Annotated in this window: 27 protein-coding genes and 1 pseudogene; 5 read left to right on the forward strand and 23 right to left on the reverse strand. The window is 43.3% G+C overall.

All coding sequences use genetic code 11. The features are described from left to right. The 3 genes and pseudogenes from GCHA_RS05895 to GCHA_RS05905 form a co-directional block, all read right to left on the reverse strand. A pseudogene (locus GCHA_RS05895) lies at positions 1-600 on the reverse strand (PKD domain-containing protein); the annotation flags it as partial. A 526-nt stretch (positions 601-1,126) separates the two neighbouring features. Next, positions 1,127-1,633, reverse strand: a complete 507-nt coding sequence (locus GCHA_RS05900; RefSeq protein ID WP_007986126.1) for a GNAT family N-acetyltransferase — start codon at positions 1,631-1,633, stop codon at positions 1,127-1,129. A gap of 173 nt (positions 1,634-1,806) precedes the next feature. Further along, on the reverse strand, positions 1,807-2,400 hold the full coding sequence (locus GCHA_RS05905; protein WP_007986131.1) for a PEP-CTERM sorting domain-containing protein: 594 nt from the start codon (positions 2,398-2,400) through the stop codon (positions 1,807-1,809). A gap of 472 nt (positions 2,401-2,872) precedes the next feature. Between GCHA_RS05905 and GCHA_RS05910 the strand changes: the two genes are divergently transcribed. Continuing rightward, positions 2,873-3,856, forward strand: coding sequence for a hypothetical protein (locus GCHA_RS05910; RefSeq protein ID WP_007986132.1), 984 nt, complete (start codon positions 2,873-2,875; stop codon positions 3,854-3,856). Positions 3,857-4,282: 426 nt separating this feature from the next. Here GCHA_RS05910 and GCHA_RS05915 read toward each other — a convergent pair whose 3' ends face one another. The 4 genes from GCHA_RS05915 to GCHA_RS05930 form a co-directional block, all read right to left on the reverse strand. Continuing rightward, entirely contained in the window at positions 4,283-5,164 is an 882-nt protein-coding gene (locus tag GCHA_RS05915) for a hypothetical protein (protein WP_007986134.1), read from the reverse strand. A gap of 267 nt (positions 5,165-5,431) precedes the next feature. Further along, positions 5,432-6,397 (reverse strand): diguanylate cyclase, encoded by a 966-nt coding sequence (locus GCHA_RS05920; protein ID WP_007986138.1) that lies wholly within the window; start codon positions 6,395-6,397, stop codon positions 5,432-5,434. 3 nt (positions 6,398-6,400) lie between these two features. Continuing rightward, positions 6,401-6,928: a methanogen output domain 1-containing protein gene (locus tag GCHA_RS05925; protein ID WP_007986140.1), complete on the reverse strand. Its 528-nt coding sequence runs from the start codon at positions 6,926-6,928 to the stop codon at positions 6,401-6,403. A 260-nt stretch (positions 6,929-7,188) separates the two neighbouring features. After that, entirely contained in the window at positions 7,189-7,614 is a 426-nt protein-coding gene (locus tag GCHA_RS05930) for a potassium channel family protein (RefSeq protein WP_007986142.1), read from the reverse strand. Between the two features lie 236 nt (positions 7,615-7,850). On the opposite strand from GCHA_RS05930, the gene GCHA_RS23335 reads away from it, so the two are divergent. Together GCHA_RS23335 and GCHA_RS23340 are read left to right on the forward strand one after the other, a co-directional pair. Further along, positions 7,851-8,156 (forward strand): lysozyme, encoded by a 306-nt coding sequence (locus tag GCHA_RS23335; RefSeq protein WP_318248941.1) that lies wholly within the window; start codon positions 7,851-7,853, stop codon positions 8,154-8,156. An 8-nt stretch (positions 8,157-8,164) separates the two neighbouring features. Beyond that, the gene (locus GCHA_RS23340; protein ID WP_318248942.1) at positions 8,165-8,398 is read left to right on the forward strand and encodes a lysozyme; all 234 of its coding nucleotides are present in this window, start codon (positions 8,165-8,167) and stop codon (positions 8,396-8,398) included. Between the two features lie 197 nt (positions 8,399-8,595). Here GCHA_RS23340 and GCHA_RS05940 read toward each other — a convergent pair whose 3' ends face one another. The 6 genes from GCHA_RS05940 to GCHA_RS05965 form a co-directional block, all read right to left on the reverse strand. Next, entirely contained in the window at positions 8,596-9,333 is a 738-nt protein-coding gene (locus tag GCHA_RS05940) for a HugZ family pyridoxamine 5'-phosphate oxidase (RefSeq protein WP_007986143.1), read from the reverse strand. A gap of 31 nt (positions 9,334-9,364) precedes the next feature. After that, positions 9,365-10,153, reverse strand: coding sequence for an ABC transporter ATP-binding protein (locus GCHA_RS05945; protein ID WP_007986145.1), 789 nt, complete (start codon positions 10,151-10,153; stop codon positions 9,365-9,367). Positions 10,154-10,158: 5 nt separating this feature from the next. After that, entirely contained in the window at positions 10,159-11,139 is a 981-nt protein-coding gene (locus tag GCHA_RS05950) for a FecCD family ABC transporter permease (RefSeq protein ID WP_007986147.1), read from the reverse strand. Between the two features lie 100 nt (positions 11,140-11,239). Beyond that, on the reverse strand, positions 11,240-12,166 hold the full coding sequence (locus GCHA_RS05955; protein WP_007986149.1) for a heme/hemin ABC transporter substrate-binding protein: 927 nt from the start codon (positions 12,164-12,166) through the stop codon (positions 11,240-11,242). A 120-nt stretch (positions 12,167-12,286) separates the two neighbouring features. Further along, positions 12,287-13,411, reverse strand: a complete 1,125-nt coding sequence (locus GCHA_RS05960) for an HmuY family protein (protein WP_007986151.1) — start codon at positions 13,409-13,411, stop codon at positions 12,287-12,289. Positions 13,412-13,437: 26 nt separating this feature from the next. Further along, a complete protein-coding gene (locus GCHA_RS05965; RefSeq protein WP_007986153.1) occupies positions 13,438-15,453 on the reverse strand; it encodes a TonB-dependent receptor plug domain-containing protein in 2,016 nt (671 codons plus the stop codon). 408 nt (positions 15,454-15,861) lie between these two features. Between GCHA_RS05965 and GCHA_RS05970 the strand changes: the two genes are divergently transcribed. After that, entirely contained in the window at positions 15,862-17,040 is a 1,179-nt protein-coding gene (locus GCHA_RS05970) for an aminotransferase class I/II-fold pyridoxal phosphate-dependent enzyme (protein WP_007986155.1), read from the forward strand. A 125-nt stretch (positions 17,041-17,165) separates the two neighbouring features. Here GCHA_RS05970 and GCHA_RS05975 read toward each other — a convergent pair whose 3' ends face one another. The 10 genes from GCHA_RS05975 to GCHA_RS06015 all read right to left on the reverse strand — a co-directional run bounded on the left by GCHA_RS05975 (position 17,166) and on the right by GCHA_RS06015 (position 23,973). Beyond that, the gene (locus tag GCHA_RS05975) at positions 17,166-17,606 is read right to left on the reverse strand and encodes a helix-turn-helix domain-containing protein (protein WP_437123576.1); all 441 of its coding nucleotides are present in this window, start codon (positions 17,604-17,606) and stop codon (positions 17,166-17,168) included. A 98-nt stretch (positions 17,607-17,704) separates the two neighbouring features. Beyond that, positions 17,705-18,136 carry a GNAT family N-acetyltransferase gene (locus tag GCHA_RS05980; protein WP_007986157.1) on the reverse strand — a complete coding sequence of 144 codons (432 nt, stop codon included), beginning with the start codon at positions 18,134-18,136 and terminating at the stop codon, positions 17,705-17,707. Positions 18,137-18,204: 68 nt separating this feature from the next. Further along, positions 18,205-18,261: a hypothetical protein gene (locus GCHA_RS23295; protein WP_083881836.1), complete on the reverse strand. Its 57-nt coding sequence runs from the start codon at positions 18,259-18,261 to the stop codon at positions 18,205-18,207. Positions 18,262-18,299: 38 nt separating this feature from the next. Continuing rightward, positions 18,300-19,478: a serine hydrolase domain-containing protein gene (locus GCHA_RS05985; protein WP_007986158.1), complete on the reverse strand. Its 1,179-nt coding sequence runs from the start codon at positions 19,476-19,478 to the stop codon at positions 18,300-18,302. A gap of 303 nt (positions 19,479-19,781) precedes the next feature. Next, positions 19,782-20,768: an AraC family transcriptional regulator gene (locus GCHA_RS05990; protein WP_007986159.1), complete on the reverse strand. Its 987-nt coding sequence runs from the start codon at positions 20,766-20,768 to the stop codon at positions 19,782-19,784. A gap of 96 nt (positions 20,769-20,864) precedes the next feature. Further along, positions 20,865-21,296 carry a hypothetical protein gene (locus GCHA_RS05995; protein ID WP_007986160.1) on the reverse strand — a complete coding sequence of 144 codons (432 nt, stop codon included), beginning with the start codon at positions 21,294-21,296 and terminating at the stop codon, positions 20,865-20,867. A 51-nt stretch (positions 21,297-21,347) separates the two neighbouring features. Then, positions 21,348-21,785, reverse strand: coding sequence for an anthrone oxygenase family protein (locus GCHA_RS06000; protein ID WP_007986161.1), 438 nt, complete (start codon positions 21,783-21,785; stop codon positions 21,348-21,350). Beyond that, the gene (locus tag GCHA_RS06005) at positions 21,782-22,705 is read right to left on the reverse strand and encodes an NmrA family NAD(P)-binding protein (protein ID WP_318248944.1); all 924 of its coding nucleotides are present in this window, start codon (positions 22,703-22,705) and stop codon (positions 21,782-21,784) included. The genes GCHA_RS06000 and GCHA_RS06005 overlap by 4 nt, the downstream gene beginning before the upstream one ends. A gap of 73 nt (positions 22,706-22,778) precedes the next feature. Further along, positions 22,779-23,048 (reverse strand): DUF2798 domain-containing protein, encoded by a 270-nt coding sequence (locus GCHA_RS06010; protein WP_013753336.1) that lies wholly within the window; start codon positions 23,046-23,048, stop codon positions 22,779-22,781. 40 nt (positions 23,049-23,088) lie between these two features. Beyond that, the gene (locus GCHA_RS06015) at positions 23,089-23,973 is read right to left on the reverse strand and encodes a pirin family protein (protein ID WP_007986167.1); all 885 of its coding nucleotides are present in this window, start codon (positions 23,971-23,973) and stop codon (positions 23,089-23,091) included. Positions 23,974-24,097: 124 nt separating this feature from the next. Between GCHA_RS06015 and GCHA_RS06020 the strand changes: the two genes are divergently transcribed. Continuing rightward, positions 24,098-25,006, forward strand: a complete 909-nt coding sequence (locus GCHA_RS06020; RefSeq protein WP_007986169.1) for a LysR substrate-binding domain-containing protein — start codon at positions 24,098-24,100, stop codon at positions 25,004-25,006. The last annotated feature ends 36 nt before the right edge of the window (positions 25,007-25,042 follow it).

Consider the following 25,042-nt stretch of genomic DNA (forward strand, 5'->3'; position numbering starts at 1 on the left):
GGCTAGCTGAATATTTAACAACTCGCCTGCGGTGGCTTCAAACGTCCAGGTATCTAAGTCACCTAAGGTGATATCTCCATTGACAGAGCTACCATTAATCAACGAGCCATTTTCATTAGCACCCAGTGATTTAACAAAGTGAATCTCATAATCGCCTAGTTGTTCGCCTCGACTTGTGCCGTCTCGAACTACAACGGAATAGATACCGCTTTGTGAAGCGTCAGCATTATAAATATTCGCTACTGTATAATTACTAGCCGACGTTACTGCTGTGCCATCCGGAGCATATAGCGTGACATAAGGAATTAAATCGTTTCGCTCTAAATCCACCACTTGAAGATTGATCCGCTCTCCCGCGGTGGCGCTAAAGGTCCAGGTATCTTCCTCACCCGCTACCGAGATAGCGCCTGAGACTGAACCGCCGTTAACCAAATCTGCGGCCTGAACTTGACTCGCGCCCAATACGAATATGCTGCACAGCATCAACCAATAGCGCTTCCAGCAGTCACGCTGCAATTTTCGAAAAAAACGGGGGGCAGATAGATGCCCGGTCTGAACATCAGGCTCTCGCTGATTGTACGTAACGATTCTAGTATCCATGATCTTTCCTTTACATGTTCGATAGAGTGGTTCCGCTATACAACGTGCGTGACCGCGTGTATTTATTCTCAAGGTGGAATATGGTTTTTTGCTGCCTCTGAAATTGACTAACGACGAATTAACACAATGACACAGAATAAATTGCCTAATAAACACACCTAAAACTTAAGTGAAGCAAAGTGAATCACTCTGGAAATTAAATGAATTGAACTGAATACACTGGATTTAACTGAATCACGTCGGCGTTATACCATTCCACGTTAATAAGTGATCACTCAGCGAGAGTTTAAAAGGGCTTAAACAAGGCGCATGACTGACAGCTCTTTATTAAAAGAAAACTAGTTCTCTTTCGAAGTCATGCAACGCAGTGTAAGCCCTTTTAAAACTCGCCTGAAAGGAATGCCCCAGCAGCTTTTGCTCTGCGTTCTCACTATTCGAAAGGGACACAACCATTACTTCATAGCGACGCCTTAATCAAAAACCGCTGGACGCATTCTGAGGGGGTACTTATTAATGCGGATTGGTATTATATGTCGCTGTAGGTATCAGGCCACAGGCCGGTAGTGATCGAACATTTTATAAAAACACGAGAAGTTGAAGAAAAGTTGAGGTGAACAGAAAGGGAATTCGAAGTTTCATGTCGCCAATAGAGAGCTTTTGCTGGAACATTGTCAACTGCAGTTGCTAATTTTAAAGAGAAGCTGTCATTTTCTTTGGCGTATGTTTTTACATGATCTACCATTGCACTAGCCACACCTTTACCTCTAGCACTCTGCACAACGAACAAGTCGTTTAAATACCACACCTTTTTCATAGCAACAGATGAAAATGAAGGATAAAGCTGAATAAATCCTAAAGGTTCTCCATCTGAACTGAGTGCAATAAAGAATCTTGAATCCATTTTCTCGAAACGCTCAGATAAGAATTCAGTAGAAGCGTTCAAATTTGTCGGTTGCCCATAAAATTGACGATATAAATCAAAAACAATTGAGGCAGCTTCAACTTTAGTTTTATCAGCCCTATAAATTTCCATTTTAGTTTAATTTCCTTTTAGGTATAACGCCTTGCACAGCGGTGGAATAAATTGGCGGGACTTTTGCGTTTCTTTGCAAAAGGCGCGACAGATTATGGAATCCGCTGGTGCAAGGCGTTAGGCATAAAAAATCCCCGATAGATTCGAGGATTTTTTATGCTTTTATTAATATTTTAATTTGCATTCTTTTTTCTTGAAAATCCAATCCCAGCTAAACCAAGAGTCAATAAAGCAATACTTGTTGGCTCAGAAACGGATGCAGCCACGCCATTAAACTGAACCTCGCTTAGGCCTGTATAGTTAGCGCCATAATTGGAATTCAAGTTAAACTTGATATATTGAGCTGTCGTATCTAGAAAAATTGTATCTGCTAAAATAAGCGGGTCGGTGGATTGATTTAATATAAAGCTTCCAATAGAGGAGTATGTAATTCCATCAAGGGAGGCCTCAATACCTAGATCTTTAACTGAGCGTGTAGTGCCGCAGCAACCACCACCATAATTCCAGATAGAGGATGAAGAAATATCAAATATTGAGCCAAAATTGAAGACAAGAGTGCCTGTTACGGTCTCGTTTGCTAGCCACTTGTTCTCCCAATTACCGTCATGTGTATTACCAGAAAGGCCCGAGCCGCTAACTAGGTTATCAGTGCTATAGCTGTAAAATGTACTTGATGCAGTTACTTCTGATACGGGAATTAACCCAGCGTAAGCAGAAGAAGCTACTACAAATAAAATAATTCCTGAAAATATTCGATTAGGTTTCATTAAATAATCCTTTTATAAATTTAAGTTATAACAACCTCGTTCAAAGCAATTATTGAGCCAGGAGCAATATACATATATATATCAGATCGTTAAATATAATATTATCAAGCTTCAGCTTATCGTGTGTAAAATTATCTGACGGGCCCTAGTGCCTAACTTTAAGCTAAGGGGCGCTAATGGCGAAGCCGCCCCACGTATAGGCGTCCCAGCGACCGAAGGGAGTGGCTTGAGCGTTTTGTATGGATCATAACTCGTGTAAATCATCCTGATTTTAATCGGGGTGAGGTAAAGTGAGACCCAAGCTTTAGCAGCAACTAAAGCCTTCTTTTGTGGTAGTTCGATTGAGCGATGGCTCCTCAGTTGAGAGACCGATCAAAAAAGAAAAAAAAGAAAGACACCCAAGATAAAAATGGTCAATTTTCAGGGCTGAACTACACTTAATTTGTGTTTCATTCTGTCAGGTAGATGGACTATGCCTCAACCTCGAAAAAGCCAAATTAGTTTAATTGATACGCCCTATTACCATTGTGTTTCCCGGTGTGTGCGGCGTTCTTTCTTGTGTGGAGTAGATAAGTATTCTGGGCAAAGTTACGAGCATCGCCGAGGTTGGGTAGAAGAGCGTTTATTATTTCTAGCGACCGTATTTGCCATCGACATTTGTGCCTATGCGGTCATGAATAATCACACGCATGTGGTGCTTTGTGTGGATAAAGCTTTGGCTGATAATTGGGATAACAATGAAGTGTTGAGGCGCTATCACAAGCTGCATAGAGGCACATTGCTGACTCAGAAATTCATGAATGGCGACACGCTGAGCCTAGGAGAGCTAATCACCTTTGATGAAACCGTTGAAATCTACAGAAAACGCTTGTACGACATCAGCTGGTTTATGCGTGACTTGAATGAGTATATTGCTCGCGAAGCCAATAAAGAAGACGGCTGCACTGGTCGTTTCTGGGAAGGAAGGTTTAAATCTCAAGCTTTGTTGGATGAAAGTGCGGTCTTAGCGTGTATGGCTTATGTGGACTTGAATCCCATTCGTGCAAAAATGGAAAAAACACCCGAAACATCAAAGCACACCAGTATCAAAAAACGCATTCACGCCATTAAAAACAAACAACCTCAACCGAGCGTTTTAACACCCTTTGTGGGAAACCCTCGTGAAAATATGCCCAAAGGTATCCCCTACTCACTGAAAGATTATTGTGAGCTCGTTGACACTACGGGCCGCTGTATTCGTGATGATAAGGCGGGCCATATCGATAACACTCAAAGCCCTATTCTAGAAAGACTAGGGTTAGACTCAGCACAGTGGTTAGCCTTAACCACTGAATTTGAAAAACACTTCTGCTACGCAGCAGGTGCTGAGCAAATGATGAATGCGTTCAAGCGCCACACCCATCATCAACGGCTGCGAGGAATGACCAAAGCGAAAGCGTTGTTAAAACGCGCATAAAACATTGCAACTAACACATCTAATGCACCTCTTGTAACGTAGGCGTTTGCCTGAAAATTGACCTTTTGCGCCGTTTTCTCCCTCAACGCTTAATATTCCAGTAAAAATCCCTAATCATTCAAATCAAAAGTACTTTGACGCTTATTGATGGGTAATTCCCCCGTCTAAGCAAACGAGCTTTTTATACGATTTTAAAGATGGCTGTCTCTGTTAGCAAGGCGCTAATGGCGTAGTAAGTCCTTTGAGTCGTTTATATTGATGGGGTATTAACACTATGACCGCTTCGGCACCGAAAGCGCCTACTCAATTTATAGCGAACGAACTTCCGATTTATGATTATAAAAAGCTGTCTTGCCTGTTCAATCTATCGAGCTGGAAAATCTGATACTATGTGAGTGCTGCAGTTTACCTACACACGCTATTTTCCTAACTCGGGCTTGTTAACTCAATTCCTTTTGTCATGTAAATATCATCATATTTAAGGCCGCCATTGCCATAAGGCTTATCGTGTGGGCCGGTATTACAATTCATTAAAAAATACGTCAGTGGCCACTCACGTTGCATTCGAAATGATGCGTTTTTATACACCAACGTCTGCTCGGGGAACTCCCCGCCGCCTTGTAAATACACGTCATAGGTTTGCCCACCCTGCTCTTTAGGTGCGTTGTTCACCACATACCAAATTTGATACCACTGCCCTGGCTCAAGTGGTTTTGCGTCTCGTTCATTGTTCGCAAGATTATGTCTAACATTGGCATAACCACCAGGCACTTTGACCATGAGTGCACCGGTATTTTTAAGGCCACTCGATTCACGTTTATCTGTGACTCTAAGAGTAGCTTCAAAGGCATTATAATCGTGTTTTTTAATATCCTCTGGGCCCATATTGCTAAGACCAAAAGCATGGTTGTTGGGAAAAGCCGCCACATTAATGCGCGTATAAAAGGTGTAGGTTTCACCCACTTCAACAATTTGCGGTAGCGCTTTAAAGGTCAGTGCTTTGCGATTCCCTATTACTCCCTCTTGTGCAGCCTTTTTCAGCATGTAGCTATTACTGTTACCTTTGAGTTTTTCAGTACGTCGTTTTGTAACTTGAGGTTTGGCAACAAAGGGCTTGGTTTCATTTTTGGTATCTGCTTTTATCCATGAAGCAACACTATCTTTGGCTTCAAAATCTTCGATTAACTGCCATTTCGGATCAGATAAGGGCCCATGATTTTCACCCATGCCTTTTTGCTCTTGGCTTAATGCAGAGTTTGCCATCAACACTAGCCCTAGATACCACATACTGTGCTTTATTTTGCTCATTGAGTTACCTACTAAGTGAAGTTGGCTATTTAGTGAAGCTAGCGACTCATTGTTGTTACCAACCAAAGGTTAGTGGATATGGCTTAGCGCCGTCAACATACCATAGTAGGCATATGATATTCCCCTATCTATCACGTCAGCGTGTGTTATTCGCCAGCGCTAGCTATCTTAGTGGAGGTGCTCTTTACAGTGGAAGGTATTTTTCAGCGATAGACTAAAAGACGGAAGTAAAACGAAAGGCTACGACACTGCGCACCGCACGTTGATTTATGCTGTTATTAAAGACACAGTTTGTTTCTTAACGTCCGTATAACTTGCACAGTTGCGGCCTGCTTTTTTAGCAAAGTACAAGGCTTTATCAGCCGCAGTAATCAGCTCCTTTACATTGTCACCTGGTCTAGGTTCATATGAGGAACAGCCCAAAGAGATAGTGACAAATTCTGCAACTGGCGATGCAGGGTGAGGAATGCGCAACATTTCTATTGCCGTAACGGCAGAGAGCGCCTTTAATCGACCACCATCAGGCTGCGTGTCAGGCAAAATCATAGAAAACTCCTCCCCCCCTACTCTAGCGACCACATCTTGGCCACGAGATACCAACTTATCTAGGCACTGTGCAACTTGAACGAGTATTTCGTCACCGCGACTATGCCCAAGCTTGTCATTAATCAATTTAAAATGATCTATATCTACACTTAACAGCACCACAGGATGACGGCTCAAAATTGCGTCCTGCCAGATTTCTTGAATTCGCTCGTCAAATGCACGCCTGTTAGCAATCCTGGTTAATGGGTCAGTGTATGACTCCTTGATCGCATTTTGCATTTGTAAGTTGATCATATGAGAGCGATGCTTTTGCCGCTGACTGAGTAGATAATAGCCGGCGAGGCTTTTAAAACCCTCGGTAAATTCTTTGCGCGGATGAAGTTCGATTAAAAACAGCAACTCTTCACCGTGTACGCCTAATCTGGATGTTCTCAACATGTGATGATGAAGAGGTTCGCATAACCGAGTTTCAATTAATTCAATGATTTTGTTACGCCGAACCATGCGCCAGTCATTTTGCCAACGTGTGCTCTCAAGAAACATATCACGAACGTTGCGGCTAAGATGACTAGGCCACAACTTTTGAAATGAGCCACTGCACTCTAACAACTCACCGTGTTTGTTGCATATAGCGGTAGGCAGGGAATAAGCATTTAAAATGCTTTTGAAAGCGACGTCTTTATTCAAAAACTAATCACTACAATAATACTCTCGCCCATCTGCTGTATCATCTGGGCTAAGATAAACAGTAACCTTACAATGGTCATGATTTCTGGCAATTGATTCATCTATCGACACTTTTGCATAACCAGTATTTTCCGCAGCAATCACCCCAAATACATTGGACGTCATCATACATAGCGCCGGCCGATCGTAAACATCTGAGCCAAAGGGGCAATGCTTGTTGCCAAACACTATCTTATCGGGAAACTCTTCAAGTACGTAAAAGTCACCGTCAATTCTAGCCTTGAGATCAATTAATACCTCAGTAAGCTGAGTTCGTGATAACTTTTCAACATTAAGCGCTTCTCGATATTGAAAATCTATTTGCTCACCAAGTTTACTGCCAACAATGGAGATAAACCCTTCAGCTTCTTCAAGCCCAATAATATCTTGCAGAGAACCGGATAAGTGATTTAGCAGAGATTTAACAAAATTGTTGTTATTTAACGGGACGTCTATGGTCTTGACTGAAATAGCTTCTGTTAACTTGGTCATATGTAATACCTAAAGTAATTTCTACAAGAAATGCAACACTTAAACTATGTAAGCGATTAAACCGAGTTAGACAATATTGCTACCAGCGGGAGCCGGTGAGGCAACTATTTTGGTACGCTTCACGATGTTCAATGTAATTTGCGCATCTGCGTCAAAATGTATCTATTCTAGTTAATTTAGTTTTACTTCAACTATACGCCATTAGACTTTAGTCCTTGCTAGGCATTCGAGATAGGTGTTTTCGCCTATTCATCATTACATTACACGTTATCCCAATGACGTTGCATTTCAAAATATAAGAAAGACGCTGTCCACGTGATGAGTACTAACCCTGTCAAAGATTCAATTCCGGTTAAATAGCGTAACGCCCCTAACGGCTCAATGTCCCCAAAGCCAACCGTGGTATACACGGTAAATGAAAAGTAAGCACAGTCGAGCAAACTGCCTTCGAAATTTCCAACGAGAGTGCCCCACCCTTCAAGCTTATGCATAACATAGTAGGCCAATGCAAATATCCATATTTCGCAGATATGGGCGATAAGTGCACCGAAAACACCAAAAACAATGCGAAAACTATGTCGAATTTTCATTTTAGGCAGTAAGCGCACAATACGATGTAAAAACGCGTAATGCAGCATGACCACCGCCGCCACCAGCAAGGTATTAATAAGTAAAATATAAATCATTTTCGGCGTCCAACAGTGATTTTTGAATTGTTATTTTAGGCGCATTGATATCATTGCTATTCATCTGCACGAGGTCAGTTTAACACTAAAAATCGCAATCACTTTGTGCTCAAAAACAGTAAACTTGCAAAATAATAAGGAGAGGTTTTACTTAGTAGGCGAATACTACCAATCGCTAGCGAGCAGCGAATGCAGGGAACATATATTCAGCGCTAGCATTATTAAAAAGGACATTTATGAAAATCCATTCACTCTATCAGCTAATATTTTCAGCCTCGGTCTTACTTAGTGGTTGTGCAACCCAGAAAACCAGCTCAGATTTACCTCATGATACCCCGCCGCTCACTTCATCAGCGCAAAGAACCACTAACCAAGCGTGCATTGATATTATTAAAGAATCAGAAGGCGTGCGCCTAAAAGCGTATCGAGGCCCAGCAGGCCATTGGTTAATCGGGTATGGTCACAAAGCTGGGGTTAAGCAAGGCATGGAAATTAACGCCCTCAAGCAGAAGTATTCCTTAAAAACGATTTACTCAAAATAGAAGAGCAAATGAGCAAGTTAGTAAAAGTGCCTGTTAACAACAATCAATTTAGTGCGTTGGTGTGCTTAGGTTACAACATCGGCATGGGTAACTTGTACAAATCCACCTTATTGCGTTTGCTTAATGAAGGCGATTACACCGGTGCTAGCGACCAATTCAGTGTATGGCGCAAGGCCGCGGGAAAAGTAAATGCTCACCTTGTTAAGCGCCGTGCAAAAGAAAAAAGCTTGTTTAATAAATAAGATATACGGCCAAATGCACTCATTACATTTGGCCGTATTGTGTGAGCACAGTCTTAGAGCAAGTAACGTCAAAAAAACACAGTGTGCGCTTTCAAGTCATTTCATATAAGTGAGCTCGTATAACTGCGCATGTATAAGTGCTCACGTATAAGTACACACCCAAGCGCATTTAAAATAAAATATACGGCGAGAGCGTTTTATTCGTTCACTACTGCTGGCGACAGGTTTGCTCTTGCGGCATGGGTAGCCGAAACTAATTGTTCACGAACAGCTTGTGCATTCAAACATGGTTTTTCAAAGGGCAAATAAACTATCTTTTCGTCTGCCTGGATGTGCGCCCCCTCATAAAAAGCAGAAAGCATCACCAACTGCTCGGCCTGAATACCGAATTGGTCCTCAACGATCAATGCCATCGCTTCTTGATGGTCCTCATTCATGTGCTCAATGATACCGCTACTGACTTGTTGCCAATCACTCTCGGCTGAACCCGAAAGCCAGTTTTCTTTGTTGATCCAAAAGATCTTACCGAAACCGCCTATGTAACGAATACGCTCAGCTTTAATTTGATAAAACGAGAAGTCATGGGTTTTCTTATAAGCTTTGGCCCTAGGGAATAAAGCCAAGTACTGCTCAGTTATATGCGCATCTTCTACTAGCTCTGCGTTGCCCAAAAAAGTGACTCGGCCGTTCGCTTGTGAATCATCTTGTAAGGTATCAAATATCGTCACTGACACTTTTGGGTTGCCTTTAATATTGCGCGTATGCTGGGCAATTTGGCTAATGTAGGTAACTAGATTACCTTCAGGGGTCATGTAAAACGGTACCACTGAACCAAACGGGTAGCCGGCAACAGATTGTGAATGGGTACTCAGCACCCCACTATGCTGTTGGCGTACAAGAGTTTTAGCATCGAATATATATTGGTCTATTTTCATTTTTCTTCCTTTATTCAATAGGTTGACACCATCAGTGGGTAATAAAAGGCACACTGTTGGCTTGTGGAATTAATGTCGGCGTTACCCCGAAACACTGTTGCAGATTTTGCTCATTGATCACCTCACACACCTGGCCTTGTGCAAGGCAACGCCCATTGGCAAGCAAAATGACTTGATTTGCGTACGGTAGTACCAAATTCATGTCATGACTGACACACATCACACTAAGCCCTTGCTGACAGTAGCTTTTGATAACGTCCATCATGGCTTTTTGAAAGCGAAAATCGAGTGCTGACGTGGGCTCGTCAAGCAGCAGCAATTTACCTTCAAATGCACATTCGTACTTTGCTGTTTTCGCATTGGGTAACAGTTGCACGAGTGCTTTGGCGATAAACACTCGCTGACGCTCTCCCCCAGACAAAGTTCGTACATCACGGCCAAATAAATGGCCAATACTAAGTTGTTCTGCCACTTGGCAAATTAGCTCAGTGCTTTGCGCTAAGGTTTCTTTTTGATTCATGCGCCCAAGTTGCAGCACTTCTTCAGTCAAAAACGCGAATTGCACTTGGTTATGTTGATTAACAAAAGCACGTTGTGTTGCTAACGTTTTGGTGTTCCAGCCGCTTAGCTCTCGCTCATTAAGGGCCACACGACCACTGTAGTGGCTATGTAAACCCGCAATGCAACGCAATAAGGTGGATTTTCCGCAACCGTTTTCACCTATGACGGTGGAAAACTCACCAACTTTTAAGGTTATATCCAATCCGTTGAGCAACGGGGTTGCGCCGTGATACAAGGCTATTTTTTCAAGTTCAAGCATAGCGGTTAAGCAATTGCCCCTCCCCTTTTCTGTTTGGCTAACAGGTATAAAAAGAACGGTGCGCCAACGGCGGAGGTAACAATACCTATGGGTATTTCCAGCGGCGGAAATAGCGCGCGTGAAGCAGTATCGGCAGCCAACATTAATATTGCTCCTAATAAACCGCATGCAGGCATTAGGTATTTGTGATCCGCCCCGAATAATGTGCGGGCAATATGCGGCACGACCAAACCAACAAAACCGATTATTCCGCATAATGCCGTAGCGAGTGCCACAGAAAAAGCCACCAGCCACAGAATAAAACGTTTGTATTTATTCACCTCAAGCCCCATACATTGGGCTTCGTTCTCCCCCAATGCAAACAGATTAAGGGGCTGGCATAAGTGCATATACAGAGCAATGATTGGCACGCTTAAAGCACCTACAAACAGCACTTTTGACCAGGTTACCCCGCCTAAACTCCCCATAGTCCAGTAAGTAATTTGTCGCAGTGCATCATCGTTTGCCATGTAGCTAATAGCGCCAATATGCGTGCCCGCTAGCGCATTCACCGCAACGCCTGCCAAGATCAACGAAGAAATCGCCATACCCGCTGGCGTACGCGCTACGATCAACACAATCCACACGGCCAACAAAGCGCCAATGAAGGCGCTAAACGCAATCAAATACTGCCCGCCCGCTTCAAGTTCGGGAAAGTGATTAATTAATGCCAGTGCAGTAGCCGCTGCAGCGGCGGCCCCGCCTGAAATACCTATCAGTCCTGGGTCCGCTAGCGGGTTTCGCACCAAGCCTTGCATTGCGCAGCCAGACATTGCCAATAGTGCACCGATAAACATAGCCATGAGCATGCGCGGTGCACGCAATTCAGAAAACACGTACCACTGTAAATACTGTTCTTGTGATAACGTCTGTTGGTGAACTTTTTGCAATATGACATCGGCTAACATCCCTGCGGATTGCTCAAAACTACCAGATTGCATACCCACTAAAAGAATTACGCCAGCGAGTATTGACCCGAACACAAACCCGCGCAGGTGCCTTTGACGCCTCGCGTTCAAACTAAGCAGTAAATTGACGGCCGATGCTTTACTGTGCATGTGCTAGTTCGGGGGCGTAAAATGCCGCCGTTTTCTGAATAATTCGTTTAAGAGCGTCAGGGTAGCGAGGCGATAATCCCAGTGCACTGCTACTTTCCATCGTACTGATTACGCAGTTGCGCCCTGCGTTAGTCGCTTTAAGTGCTGGATGCTGACACAAGCGAGCTAAGGCATCAGGCTCTTTAGCGCGATGGCTAGCAACAAAAATAATATCTGGGTTGGCGGCCAATATAGACTCATTATCCATGACTTTATAATCAGGCAAATCTTTTGCTGCGTTGATAATGCCAGCATCATCAAACAAAGATTGAGGTACTGTATTTCCCCCAGCCACGGTTAAACCTCTGTCGCTATCAGACATCACAAATAGTGCAGTAATGGCACCTTGCTTTTCCCTTGAGTCTTGCGCGCGTATGCGTGCTTCATACTTCAGTTTTGCAACCTGCTGTTCAATCTGAGTATTTAATGCTTGCGCTTTGTTTGGGGTATCTAACAGCTGTCCCATTTCGCTGATCATCTGCTGCAACCCGCTTAAATCACGCTGCTCTGTAAAAATGTGCACCTTTATACCAGCAGACTCAAGTTGCGTTGCTAGCGTTTCTGGGCCCGTGGCCTGTGCACCAAATAAATGGGTCGGTGCAAAGCCCAGAATACCTTCCGTGCTAAGCTGGCGAAAATACCCCAGTTTAGGCAGAGCCGCGGCCTCAGCTGGATACAAACTTGTGCTGTCAGTGGCCACGATATATTGCTCTTTGCCTAAGGCGTAAATGACTTCAGTTATGCTGCCACCGGAGGCAATAATTCGCATACTTTGCGCCGCCCCCTTGTCACTTGTACTTGCTGAAACATCAGCTTGAACCGGTGCGTGTATAAACGTTGTAGTGAGACACAAAATAAAACTAAGATACTTGTACATGGTTGTTCCAATAAACAGTCAATCAATGACGTTCTTTTAGCCGTTAAGCCATGCCGATTTTGAGTCACTCACCCAAACCGGCATGATTTTATTGCGCTAAAATAAGTCGATATAAACGCGTTACTCGCTTGCTAGTTCATCATAGCGGAAGCTGTAATTACCTGAGGTTCCTGCTTCATCGTAATAGCTGGTGATCTGCATTTTGAACGTGGCGTCGCTGGTTTTGACTAAATACACGCCGTATTGCGACCAAAGCAAATGGCCACCGTTTAGGTTGTACTGGTACCAAGGGTTGGCATCAAACGCCAATTCTTGGGTAACGTCTGAGGTAAAGCCATAAAACTGTGCGGCTTCGCTGTCTATTGCATCATACGCATTGGCGTCATCAACCAAGGCTGTAGCATCTTCAGCGATATGGATATCAAATTCGGCCCCGGTAATATCATCAACGGTTGTGCACGCCAACGTGATGTCCCAAGCATCCGTGGCCGACATCACTGCGCCTAAGCCAAAATCAACGTATATATCATCTGTGCAATCAGCGGTGTTGATGGTCAGGGCTGATTCTGCTCCAAACTCTGTGTCTCCTGCTAGGGTGTCTTGCATCGCTCCCCCAAACGTAATGCTCGATAGCGTACGCCCCTGTGTGGTTAAATCCGTGACCCGAAATTTAGTGTAAGCGTCATCTGAATCAACGATAAAATAACGGTCGTCGTTGGCAGTTACCACGTGAGTTGTCATGTCGTAATCATAGAACTTGTCACCAATCACACTTTCTTCGCTGTCACCGACAAAACTTGCTTCCTCGGGAATGTCCGTCGCACTGATGGCAAGATAATCATCTAGCTCTGAGTCTGCATCGGCATTCAAAAAGCTATCGACGACCGCTGCACCCGTTTCATCATAAAAATCACTGTTAACATCAGTGAAAAATGCGCCCACACTGTTATCACTATGGGTATTCAAGTACACCTTTGTGCGCTGAAATGCGATATCCCAGAGGCTATTTTCAGCCGCTTCTTCAACAGTTAACTCAAGCGCCGCTCCTGTGTCTAAATCAAAATACACACGTGCTGGCTCTGACGTAGTACCTGTGCTGAACGGCCCGACTATAGCGCCCTCTTCCACTACCGGCGTGGTGGGCTCAGTAGGAGACGGCTCTACACTGTCGCTGCTTGAGCTTGAACCACCACAGGCGGTCAGTAACATTACGGCACTCAAACTAGCGAGATAACTGATTTTCATGGATTTTTCCTTTTCTTTAGTGTGTTTTAATAGAATTGATAGCTAACGCCGACGAATACACGCTGGCTTGAAAGGGGCCTAACGTCGAGTAAGCCTTGGGCGATAGCGTCACTGTCTTGATGCTCATCGAAGAGGTTGTCGATGCCAGCGTTCCACTGCCATTGATCGTTTATGTGTTGATTTACGCTTACATTTACGCTGAGCCAATCGTCTTTTTCGATACCCAGTTGGGTGCTGCTTGGATGCTCGCCCGTTTCATACACCACGTAGGCTAAGGCGTTAATATCAAAGGGAAGCTGCCAATTTAGATTGGACTTGATTTGATGAGTAGGACGATCCGCTAAGTAATTATCGTCGCCATCTGTGGCGTGCAAGTAACTGTAGCTCAGCTGATAATCCACTTTTTGCCAGCTAAGTTTGAGCGACAGATCCGCACCTTTCATATAGGTTTGGTCGACATTTTCATAGCGAGAAATCAGCAGCCCGGTTTGCGCAGATGCCTCAACATCGGTCACCGTGTTAATGAAGTCTTGCGCTTTAGCGTAGTGAAGATTCGCCCGCAACGATAAACGGGGATAGGCGTTTGGCGTATTGTTTGCACCGAACAATCGCGTAACACTGCCATGGTAACTAAGCTCAACGTTGCCACTTAGCGCGGTCTCTGGGTCAAGTTCATCATTGCCCAGCACCATATAACCTAAGTTACTGTGATCGAATACGTAAAAGCGCTCTTTTAACGTCGGCACACGATAACTTTGCCCCGCACCCACCCGTAATTGCCACAGGTCATTTTTATCATTGTTGAGTGTGAACAAACCGTTCAACCGTGCTGCAGAATGCACCCCAAAGTCACTGTCATTCTGAACACGAACACCCGCCACCAATTCGTGATCACCATACAACCAACTGGCCTGAGTATACGCTTCAACGCTGTCGCGACTTTGGTCGTCCACCTCAATTGTTCCGGTCACATCTGGGCTACTGCCCTGCTTTATTTGGTACAACTCATCCCGATGAAGAATCAGGCCCGAAACAAGCGCAGTGCTACCCAATTGCCATTGGTATTGGCTGTCTATTTCTGCCAACGTAATTTCAGCATCCCGTAAACCATTTGAATCGCCACTGGTTTCATCATGCTGTAAATAGCGCCCATTCACTTTCCATATTTGGCTTTTACTGACGTTAACATCGTATTGCCACTGTTCAACATCAGACAGATAACTGATGTCTCCGGCTTGACCAGGAATAGCGTAGCGAAGTTTAATTTTTTCATCGCTGAAATAGCGAGTCTTCAACGCCAAGTGAATATCACTGAAGTCTTTAGCTAGGCCCAGATTAACAAAAGACTTATCTGTACTCGGGGCGCTTTGTGCGAACGTGTTTTCATCATAGTCAAAGCCCGGATCGTCAATTTTTTGCGCGCTAACACTTCCCTGCCAACCCATAATATTTTGCTTAATGTCTAACTGGTACAAGCCTGCCACATCACTAGAATCAATCGCGTTTTGGGTATAACTGCTGGCTTGATATCTAAATTTCCCGCTGTTTTGACTTTGCTTACGCGTGATGACATTGATTACACCGCCCATGGCCGAGCTGCCATAAAGAACAGACGCCGCGCCGCGCAACACTTCGATTCGCTCAATGTTTAATACACTGATTTGATCTAAATCTACTGATGAGCCAGTGGGCGATATAAGCGGTTGGCTGTCTAGTAATACCAGTACATGATCCCCATCAAAGCCTTGCATTTGCACTGTGTAACCGTCTTTCTCATTGCGCTTAGTGACCACACCAGGAATGAAGTTCAGTGCACTTGCTAACGTACCGTGACTGACTTGCTGTAATTGAGCGCCGCTGATCACATCAATAGACACTGGGCTTTGAGACTGAGCGAGTTCGGTGCGCGTTCCTGTCACGACCATTCGTTCTAATGGGGCGTTGTCTACGGGATTATTGCCATTTTTGTGGTCAACTAGCGACTGAGCGTAAGCGCTGGTATTGAACAATATCAGGCAAGGTATAATGGGTTTTAGTTTCACTTGAATATCTACTACAAATAGTAATAGTTATCATTTGCATTTTAATTTGTCACAATAATATCCTCTTGGTCAAGAAAAATGTGAAATTTTTGATCATGGTGCAAGTCACTATGATGTCTTAAGAAATAAACTAACGAGTAGATATACTCCCATTTCAATTGCCACAAAACTGCGATAAAAGTGCGATAAAAGTAAATCTACTCCCCTGTTCACAGCAATAGGTGCAAGGCAGCTATTGCTCTTGACAATTAACCTGACAATGGGCCTGGCAAGTGCCATCAGCGCTGTATTTATGATAAGCATTTAGCCGTTCTGAATAGGTATTTAATGCTGCGTTATAGCCGTAAAAATGGCAGAATAGGCGGCTTACATTTTTACTATTTTGTTTAATAAATCAGGTTGTATCATTTGAAATATTCACAGCGTGCGCAGGCTATCTCACCTTTTTTTGCAATGGCGTTTGGGGCAAAGGCGGCGGCGTTAGAAGCCCAAGGGCACCACGTCATAAAGTTCAATATTGGTGAGCCTGATTTTGGTGCGCCGCCTGATGTATTGCTCGCGATGCAAAGCTTAGCCACCACTACCTCGCTACCCTACACATCTGCTTTAGGCTTGCCAGAGCTACGCGCAGCCATCGCTGGATTTTATAAAACGGCGCACAATGTCGATATAGACCCTGCTCGCGTGGTTGTCACTGCTGGGGCGTCAGCTGCGCTATTGCTGTTATCTGCCGCCTTCGTGGATGGCGGTGATAACGTGATCATGGGGGACCCTTCTTACCCCTGTAATCGACAATTTATAAAAAGTTTTGGCGGCAATGTTCAATTAGTGCCTACCACAGCCGATTCACGCTTTCAGTTGAATATGCACTTGCTTGAAAAACACTGGCACAGCGGTACGCGCGGTTTGATGTTAGCCACTCCGTCTAACCCAACGGGTACTGCGGTTTCCCCCGATGAATTACAAGCTATGTGTGAGTTTGCCAAAAACCGCGGGGCGTGGCGCATCATTGATGAAATTTACCTTAATTTGCATCACGGTGAGCCTGATTATAAGCCGGTTACCGCCCTTTCATTTGATGATGAGGCGCTTGTTATCAATAGCTTCTCGAAGTATTTCGGTATGACCGGATGGCGGTTAGGTTGGTGCGTAGTACCAAAACAAGCTGTACCAGTAATGGAGCGCATGGCGCAAAACTATTACATTTGCCCGTCAACCTTAGCGCAAAAGGCTGCGCTTGAATGCTTTACACCCGCTTCTATTGCCGTGTGTGAGTCACGCAGAGCGATGCTCAAATCACGTAAAGAACTGATAATCGCTGGGCTAGCGCAATGCGGCTTACACGTACCTGTCCAACCAGACGGTGCATTTTACGTGTACATTGATGTGCGCCCAACAGGACTCAGTGCCATGGACTTTTGCGAGCGGGCATTACAAGAAGCCCACGTAGCCTTAACACCGGGTAATGATTTTGGCGAATTTCAAGGGGATGATTTCGTACGTTTGTCGTTCGCTTCAGCAGAAAGTGAATTAACCGAGGGCCTACAAAGGTTAGAACGCTTTATGCAAAGATTGAAAAGCGTCTAGTACCTATTGTGGAACTGACAAAAAATACATAGTAGAAGTGTGATTACCAAGAAAAACTGACAGCATAGTTAGCAAGTGCCATTTTATGTAACCACACGATGACAATTTAAACATTAGGTAAAACGCTACCACAAGCCCTTCGTATCTGCCCAGCGCACCGCAGCAGCAAACCAACCTACAGCTAGTAAATACGCACCAAACCAAAGCACAGCTTGCATGCTAATTGGCTTTCCCCAACCACCATAAAGAAAAAATGCAAGGCCACATAACAAAAGCAATGCAATACTTAGAATTGTCTCCGTTCGTTCTTTAAACCCCAATAAGCCGACTGAAACCCACAGCGGAACGCTTTGCCAATCTTCAGATTTTTTGTCTATCATTTTTACCCTCTTTGTTAATTCGGAAATATCTATTTCAAATACAGAAGCTAGAGATTTAAGCGTTTCTTTACTTGCAGGGTTACCTGCTTCAACTCTTTGAATAGTTCTTAAACTAAGTCCTGCCATATTGGCTAATTGCTCTTGGGACCAGTGTTTCTTTTCTCTTAATTTTTTAACAATCATCATATCTTCACCTCTGTCGAATTATTTTTAATAAAAAAGGCTACTGTCGGTGACGACTTTTATGCGTCTTTGTTGTGACACCAAGAAATAATTGGGCTTTTTCAATTTCGTTGCATGTGTATTAAAGGAAACGGATTCCCTTGCCCATCCAGTTCAGAGCGGCCAACCTTTTCAAAACCAACTTTTTCATAGAATTTAATTGCATTTGGATTCTGCTCGTTCACATCTACTTTTGAAGCATTTAACTCATCAAAAGCATAGGTTACAAGGTTGTACCCGATACCAGAGTCGAAATGCTCTGGCTTAATGAATAACATCTCAATATTTGATTCTGCGACACCGATAAACCCAAGAATTTCTTCCTCTTTCTTAATACAACGAAGTTCAACTGCATCGAAGTAGTGTTTTAAAATTTGAGGCTTAAGTTGCAGAATGTTCTCTTCCGGTAAAAAATCATGTGTCGCCCGCACGGCAGCTTCCCAGATTTCAATTAGCTCTAGATAGTTCTCTTTAGTAATTCCTACAACGTTCATGAAATTCACCTCTCAGTTCATATACAGTTTTTACATTCGAATTCTACAGGGCTCTAAACCAAATGAAATTAGCTTTCCATGCTTTCCTCACGAAGTGCAATTATCGCTTGATAAGATTCACTCATAAACCATCCTCTTGCGCTTTTCTTATCAGGGAATTCAACTATGGTTTTTGTCTACTGCGTCGCCAAACCCAGTAGGCAATTACTGCAATAACAATAAAGAGTGTTCCAAGAATAATGTCCTGAAACACCTCATCAATTCGGTTATTTACTAAATAAATATCAGGCTTTCCGGTTTGCCACAAAGTCCATTGTGTTGCCATATCCGACGCGAATGCTTCTTCATTGCCGGTCTGAAACATGATAAACCCATCACCCGTTTTGGGATCGAAACGTACGGTTGAATTGAGGTATGGAGACTTGCCACCATGACCGATGATAAAACCCGTATCAGAGGGTGCGAATAACATGACTCCAAGCCCCCAAATTGCCTGCCCACTTACGAATGCTTCAGGTTGTTGCATTTGCGTAAGACTATTTTTGCTAAGTAGAGGCGTGGTTCTAATATCACTAAACTGAAGTACAACGTTTGCAGTCATGAGTTTGTGCATATCCGTTAAATTCGTATACAAACCCGTTGCCGCTAATGAAGTGTAATTGGGGTATTCACGAACTTGTTGGTCCTCACCAAAATATTCAGCGAGTAGTGGGTCATTGCGGTCAACTTGAAAGTAGGTGTTTTTTAATCCTAAAGGCTCAAACAGTAAGCCGTGCATAGCTTCTTGAAAACCTGTTTGTGTGACATCTTCAATAATCAATTGTATGAGGTTGTAGCTACCACCTGAATAATCCCATGATTCACCAGGCGGTTGTGTGACAACAACCCGTCCACTCACTCCGGGATCGGCGTCAGCAGCTTTAGTTAAGTGCTCGGCAAGCGGCTGTATAGGTTCGCCTGGTGCAAAACCGTCATGCCCAAGACCATCTTCTATTCCTGCGGTATGGCTTAGCAACAAACGCAATGTCACCTGTTCATTATCGAACTTGCTTTGTGGAAGTTGCCAGCGTTTGAGGTATTGGGAAACAGGTGCGTCCAGGTCGAGTATCCCTTGTTCAACCAAACGCATCACTGCCATAGCAGTCACCCATTTACTTACCGAGGCGACACCAAATACCGACTGTTCATCGACGGGTTTACCAGTAGATACGAAATGTGTATCAACTATTTCACCACGCTCTATCAGGGCATAAGCAGCATTGCCCTTGAAATTATCGTTTACTTCCGACTTCAAGTATTTTGCAAAAGCAACTGTGTTTTCTGTTTCCGCCCATGGTTCCAAAAGCCATCCTTCCATTAAAGCGAAGAATCTTAAACCTCCCCACATTCCAGAGAGTATGATTACTACCAGTACAGAAAGGACAATTTTTTTCATAATTAAACGCACGTTAGAATACTTAAACCAAGTATATTTAGTGCGTAAAATCAATATTGATTAGGTGTTTGGATTACATTGCAGATCGTACAATTTGACAGAATTAGAGACATGAATATTCAACTGCCGCAAAGTTTTTGCCCATAAATGATATACATTATTCGCCTGCGAATTTCCGGACCGTCAGTATATGGTCCCAGTGCAAATTTATTACGTTTTCTGCTCAACTGAAGAGGTCTGATAAGCCTTTCTAATTTCATTTGGGCTTTGACCAATAACCTTTTTAAATACACGTGAAAATGCGGCTTCAGATTGGTAGCCAATATCCAGCGCTATAGCGAGCATAGAATCTTTCGACAGTTGTAGTTTTGAATATGCTAATGACATTCTCCATTCAGTCAGATACTCCATCGGTGTATTACCGACTAATCTTTTGAACTGCTGCGCAAAGCTTGTTCTCGACATCCCCACGTTTTGCGCTAGCTCCTCCAGCGACCAATGGTGGTCAGGGCTTTCATGAATAAGCTCTAACGCATTTCCTATGCGGTTATCCTCTAGTGCGCCCAGCCAGCCTATTTTCTCGTCACTGAGCTCCAACAAATACTGGCGCATGGCGGTAATAACTAAAATATCAGCCAGACGCGCAATAACCGCTTCCGCACCTATGCCAATCGTGCTCGTTTCGGCATCAAGCAAACTACTAATGTTGTCAACCATATTGATTGGCGCATTGCTATCTTGATTAATAAGAATATAAGAGGGAAGGATCCCCAGCAGCTTAATTGCAAGTGGATGTTGAAAAAGTAACACGCCGCAAACCATTGCGGTTTGCTTGCCGCTACCACCAAACTGCAGAGTTTCGTAACGTTCCGTTACCGCTTTTATCGGTAACTCATCTAATGGTGTAAAAAACTTACAGCTGCCGTCACTTAACGTATGCCCTTCCCCCTTGGGGAAAAGAATAAAGTCGCCAGTGTTGAGTTGTAATTCGGTTTTACCAATACTAAACACTGCGCTGCCATCTACAACAATGTGAAACATCATGCAGTTGTTCATGGGCGGCATATCCAATGCCCATGGCATACTTAGTCGGGATTGAGTGAAAAAGGCACTTTCCATGCGCAGACTATCGAGCAACTTACCAATGGGCTCATCCTTAATTGGTACATTTATTCGGTTCTTATAATCAAAGTTCATAGGTGTAGTTACCCAATTTTACTTGTCAAAATAGACCTTAAAAAGAATAGCATTAATTACTAGCCTCAAAAAAGCTTGCTGCGCATTCGAGGCTCTTTAAATTGCTCCGAGCCTCGCCCTTAAAGCGTCTGCTTCATTCACAAATTTTCTATCCTCAAGAAAATTGCTTAGAGATGAGAGGCAACTAAAGGTAAAAAAGGGTAAGCCAACTAAGTGACTATATTTTTCAAATAAACTCACATTACAACTGTTCACACCGATTACACATATCATCTCACACTGATATCTAAGGCTGCATGTTAACGATTTTAAAAGAAAACGATAAGCATCAGGGGTGGCCAATGTATAAAAATCTCTAAAAAACTCAACTCTAACCCAGGGCTTTCTTGGCGCATTGTTAATGATCGAAGTGCAAATTTTTTCTGAAAACATTTGTGCGCCAGCGCCATTAATGGGACCCAACGGCGCACTTATCAAAACATTGTCGAACCATTCCACATTGATTTCACCATGCGCAATATCAATCATGATAATCTTCCCCACTCATTGGACTAAAAGTATCCTCACAACACACAACTATTAAATTGATAACAACAAGCCTGACAAAACTGCACACCCCGTTCTAAAATGATTCCAAAATACCCACTTATCGAGATAGGTTTGCCAGAACCTAGAAAGTTCTTCAGGCCGCGCATCTTTCAACGCTTCGTTCAGGGGAATATTGAAAAATACTGTTACTAACGTTGTTCCAATAAAAAAAACAAAACCGGCTAAAGATTGAAAGCCTGAGTGGAAGATACAGAAATAAAGTCCAGCAAGGCCCGATAGACTAAAGCACGTTAGAAAAAGTGGGTTAAGGATCTGACTATTAAGTTTTATCATAGTAGTTGCCCCGTGGCAGCTCTGCGATAAAACGTGCATAACGGTATTGCTGAAAGTAAAATAAAGCCCCACCATGATAATCATCGATAGTTGGAGCATTGCTTCAACTATCGCTAATACGGTTATCTCACTCATTGTGAGCCACCGCTAAAGGCCTGCAAATTATCTACAACAAATTCTGTGAATCGCTTTGCTGGCCTGCCTAATGCCTGCTCTACTCCATCGACAATGTACTCATTTCTTCCGTCAAGAACTTCGGTAAATAAATAAGTCAGCATCTCTATCGTTTGTGAGTCAACACCGTCACTTTGCATTTGGCTTACAAACTCATTTTGCGAAATTTGCCTAAAATTGACCGAACGATGGAGCACTTGTGTGAATATATCTGCTAATTGCTTAAAACTAAGTAGCTCAGGTCCCGTAACCTCATATAACTTTCCGTTATGTTTGCTATTTAGTAAAGAAGCAACAACCACATCGCAGATATCAGCAACATCAATAAATGGTTCAGTAACTGCACCTACGGGCAATGCGATAGTGCCCGCATCAATAAAGTCACGGAACATGCCCTCACTAAAATTTTGATTAAACCAACTCGCTCTTACTACTGTCCAACTTAACCCAGATGTTTGCACTAACTCCTCACAAACTTTAGCAGCAGGTTCTCCACGTCCAGATAGCAGTGTGATGTGCTTTACGCCTTTGATTTTTGCCAAAGCACAAAATTTTGCTATATCCCCAGGAGCCTCAGGTATTGCAAGGTCTGGATAATAGGTTAAGTAAACTGCATCAATATCTACAAGTGATGCCCCCCATGTCTCAGGAGACCTCCAGTCAAAGTAAACTTCGCCGTGGCGACTCGCTCCTTTAACATTTAAACCTTGTCCCGCTAACTTGTTGTATACACGAGCACCCGTTTTACCCGTAGCACCAATGATTAAATACTTACTTGTGTTTTGTTGCATTATGCCTTCTCCCTTAGTAATTAAGATAAAAGCACTATAGCCAAGTATGTGAAGTTGAAATTTACTCTGCGTATGGTTTTTAATGCACATCGTTCAATCTGTCTTTACGGCAGACTTATAATCAATAGATACGGGGAGTTTCTTCCCCGTATCCTAAAAATGCTTATAAGTTTGTTTTATTGAATATTGCTTTTGGGTTAGCAACATAATGATTGATCCAAGGCCCGAGAAGAAGACTGGTCGGCAACGCTATCACGATACTTTCCCCCCAAGCTCGCAACCATGCCCAAAATAATTCAAGCAATGCATTCACATCTGGAACTCCAATATTCGTACATGTCCAATATAACGATAAAACCCCAGACATTGTGAACGCCATTATTGTTGTCCTAAGCAAGGATTGACGGCTGTTTGCAATATTGTCCTTTGACATGGCTCTTCTCCCTCTTAACATAAGAAACACACCGTTTTCGCTAGTTTATGCTGCCGAACAACCCCGCTTGTTCTTTAGCGATAACCGCATTCATTGTTTCATTATCGGAGGCAACAAGTGGCCCCTGCTGCACAAAGCTTTCATTCAATGGCTCGGCTGAGACAATAACAAAATGCGCAGCGTGTGAAGATTGATTCGTTAAATTCAAATCACTGTCGCTATCTGTATTTTCTATTGCTAACGACTCCCCCTTTTGTAGCGTCATTTGGGACTCCCCCGCATGCAAGTTAATCTCACCTGAAACAGCGTAGACCCAAGCATTGAATCCGGCTTGCAACTGAAACCTAAACTCACTAGCGGTGTTTAGCCTGCCATCTAAGATATTCATCGGTATAGAGGGCGACTGCGCGCTGGTCTCATCTAGATAATCACCAAGGACAAGTCTTACTCTGCTTCCATCCCGTTCAATGATTGGCATATCACTGGCTTTAACATGAAGGGTATTGGGCATAGCGTTTTTGTCATAATTAGGAATATTGACGAACATTTGCAACCCATGAATTTTCGCCCCTGAGCGCGGGCGTTCATCATGAACAGCCCCAGAAGCTGCTTTTAGCCAATAAAGGTCACCGGGCTCTAAATCAAAATCATTCCCTATTGAATCTGTGTTGTGAAATTTCCCTACGCTATCTTCAAACAAAATAGACACGGCGGACAATCCTGCATGCGGGTGGGCTCCAAAAGTGGGTGCTGTCATTACGTAATGATCCACCATTATTAAAGGATCAAAACCACTAGCAAAACTCTTGTGTCGAAAAGACAGGGCGTCAAACCCGTCTGCAACACTAAAGGGAGCCCCAGCGGTTACCGGACTCATACTAATTTTAGGTTTTTGTGCATTGCTTTCTGCGCGTACTAAGCTCATTTAATCGCTCCTCTATCTAAGCCATGCCACAACCATAGGACGCTAATTAGCTTAAGAAAATAGTCAAAAATAGAATTAATTGTTCTATTATTGAAACAATAAAGACAGCAAGGTAAATAATCTAATGGATATGAATGACTATTACTACTTTGTGAAAGTGGTGGAAAACAAAGGTTTTACCCATGCTGCGGAAATGATTAACTCACCAAAGTCCAAAATAAGCAGGCACATAAAAAAGCTGGAAGAACGACTGGATATGAGGTTAATCCAAAGAACCACAAGGCACTTTGTGGTCACTGAAGCTGGCTGGGAATTTTATCGGCATGCAAAAAAAGTCGTTAACGAAGTAGAGCTAGCTGAAAATATTGTGAAAAAACGCCGGGGCACCTTATCTGGTAAAGTCAATATCAGCTGCTCTTTTGGGGTTTCTAATTATTTAATGCCTAGCCTAATAAGCGCCTTTCTAAAACAATACCCAGATGTAGAAATAAGACAACAAGTATCCAATGACTATGTTGATATCATTTCTAAAGGATTGGACATGGTCATTAGAGGTCATGAAAAGAATCTCCCTGATTCATCATTAATACAAAAGCATCTTGCTCAAGTCGAATGGTGCTTGTTTGCTAGTCCCGCTTTTCTGACACAGACTATGCCAATTTTAGCTCCTAACGACCTTCAAGGTATTAAAGCCCTTGGTTTTGGCTGGAAGAACGACTCATGGGCTTGGAGCTTAACAAGGTACGATGGCGAAAAGGCCGAAGTCCCCCATTCGCCTATATTCAGTTCAGACGACATGAGTGCTTTAAAAACAGCTTGTATTGATGGACTGGGAGTTGTTTCGTTACCTGGATATGTTTGCAAAAAAGAAGTCGACGATGGTCAATTAGTAAGGGTGTTACCTCAGTGGCACAGCCGTTCTGCCGCCCTTTCCATCATTATACCTTCGCGCAAAGGAGTGCTAGTAGAGGTCAGAACATTTATCGATTTTTTGCAAATAAATGCACAAGAGATAGTGAATTTTTCATTTTAGGCTGTGCTATCCAACAGCGTCTTGGATGAAGGGCTT

Source organism: Paraglaciecola chathamensis S18K6, from assembly GCA_000314955.1.
Classification (GTDB): Bacteria; Pseudomonadota; Gammaproteobacteria; order Enterobacterales; family Alteromonadaceae; genus Paraglaciecola; species Paraglaciecola chathamensis.

Coding starts and splice junctions, on each gene's coding strand:
- GCHA_RS06010 (WP_013753336.1), bottom strand. CDS start 23,048: ATGTCAAAGGACAATATTGCAAACAGCCGTCAATCCTTGCTTAGGACA.
- GCHA_RS05960 (WP_007986151.1), bottom strand. CDS start 13,411: ATGAAAATCAGTTATCTCGCTAGTTTGAGTGCCGTAATGTTACTGACC.
- GCHA_RS05990 (WP_007986159.1), bottom strand. CDS start 20,768: ATGAACTTTGATTATAAGAACCGAATAAATGTACCAATTAAGGATGAG.
- GCHA_RS06015 (WP_007986167.1), bottom strand. CDS start 23,973: ATGAGCTTAGTACGCGCAGAAAGCAATGCACAAAAACCTAAAATTAGT.
- GCHA_RS05925 (WP_007986140.1), bottom strand. CDS start 6,928: ATGACCAAGTTAACAGAAGCTATTTCAGTCAAGACCATAGACGTCCCG.
- GCHA_RS05930 (WP_007986142.1), bottom strand. CDS start 7,614: ATGATTTATATTTTACTTATTAATACCTTGCTGGTGGCGGCGGTGGTC.
- GCHA_RS05945 (WP_007986145.1), bottom strand. CDS start 10,153: ATGCTTGAACTTGAAAAAATAGCCTTGTATCACGGCGCAACCCCGTTG.
- GCHA_RS23340 (WP_318248942.1), top strand. CDS start 8,165: ATGAGCAAGTTAGTAAAAGTGCCTGTTAACAACAATCAATTTAGTGCG.
- GCHA_RS05955 (WP_007986149.1), bottom strand. CDS start 12,166: ATGTACAAGTATCTTAGTTTTATTTTGTGTCTCACTACAACGTTTATA.
- GCHA_RS06005 (WP_318248944.1), bottom strand. CDS start 22,705: ATGTGCATTAAAAACCATACGCAGAGTAAATTTCAACTTCACATACTT.
- GCHA_RS05940 (WP_007986143.1), bottom strand. CDS start 9,333: ATGAAAATAGACCAATATATATTCGATGCTAAAACTCTTGTACGCCAA.
- GCHA_RS05915 (WP_007986134.1), bottom strand. CDS start 5,164: ATGAGCAAAATAAAGCACAGTATGTGGTATCTAGGGCTAGTGTTGATG.
- GCHA_RS05980 (WP_007986157.1), bottom strand. CDS start 18,136: ATGAACGTTGTAGGAATTACTAAAGAGAACTATCTAGAGCTAATTGAA.
- GCHA_RS05900 (WP_007986126.1), bottom strand. CDS start 1,633: ATGGAAATTTATAGGGCTGATAAAACTAAAGTTGAAGCTGCCTCAATT.
- GCHA_RS23335 (WP_318248941.1), top strand. CDS start 7,851: ATGAAAATCCATTCACTCTATCAGCTAATATTTTCAGCCTCGGTCTTA.
- GCHA_RS06020 (WP_007986169.1), top strand. CDS start 24,098: ATGGATATGAATGACTATTACTACTTTGTGAAAGTGGTGGAAAACAAA.
- GCHA_RS05910 (WP_007986132.1), top strand. CDS start 2,873: ATGCCTCAACCTCGAAAAAGCCAAATTAGTTTAATTGATACGCCCTAT.
- GCHA_RS05975 (WP_437123576.1), bottom strand. CDS start 17,606: ATGATGATTGTTAAAAAATTAAGAGAAAAGAAACACTGGTCCCAAGAG.
- GCHA_RS05905 (WP_007986131.1), bottom strand. CDS start 2,400: ATGAAACCTAATCGAATATTTTCAGGAATTATTTTATTTGTAGTAGCT.
- GCHA_RS06000 (WP_007986161.1), bottom strand. CDS start 21,785: ATGAGTGAGATAACCGTATTAGCGATAGTTGAAGCAATGCTCCAACTA.
- GCHA_RS05995 (WP_007986160.1), bottom strand. CDS start 21,296: ATGATTGATATTGCGCATGGTGAAATCAATGTGGAATGGTTCGACAAT.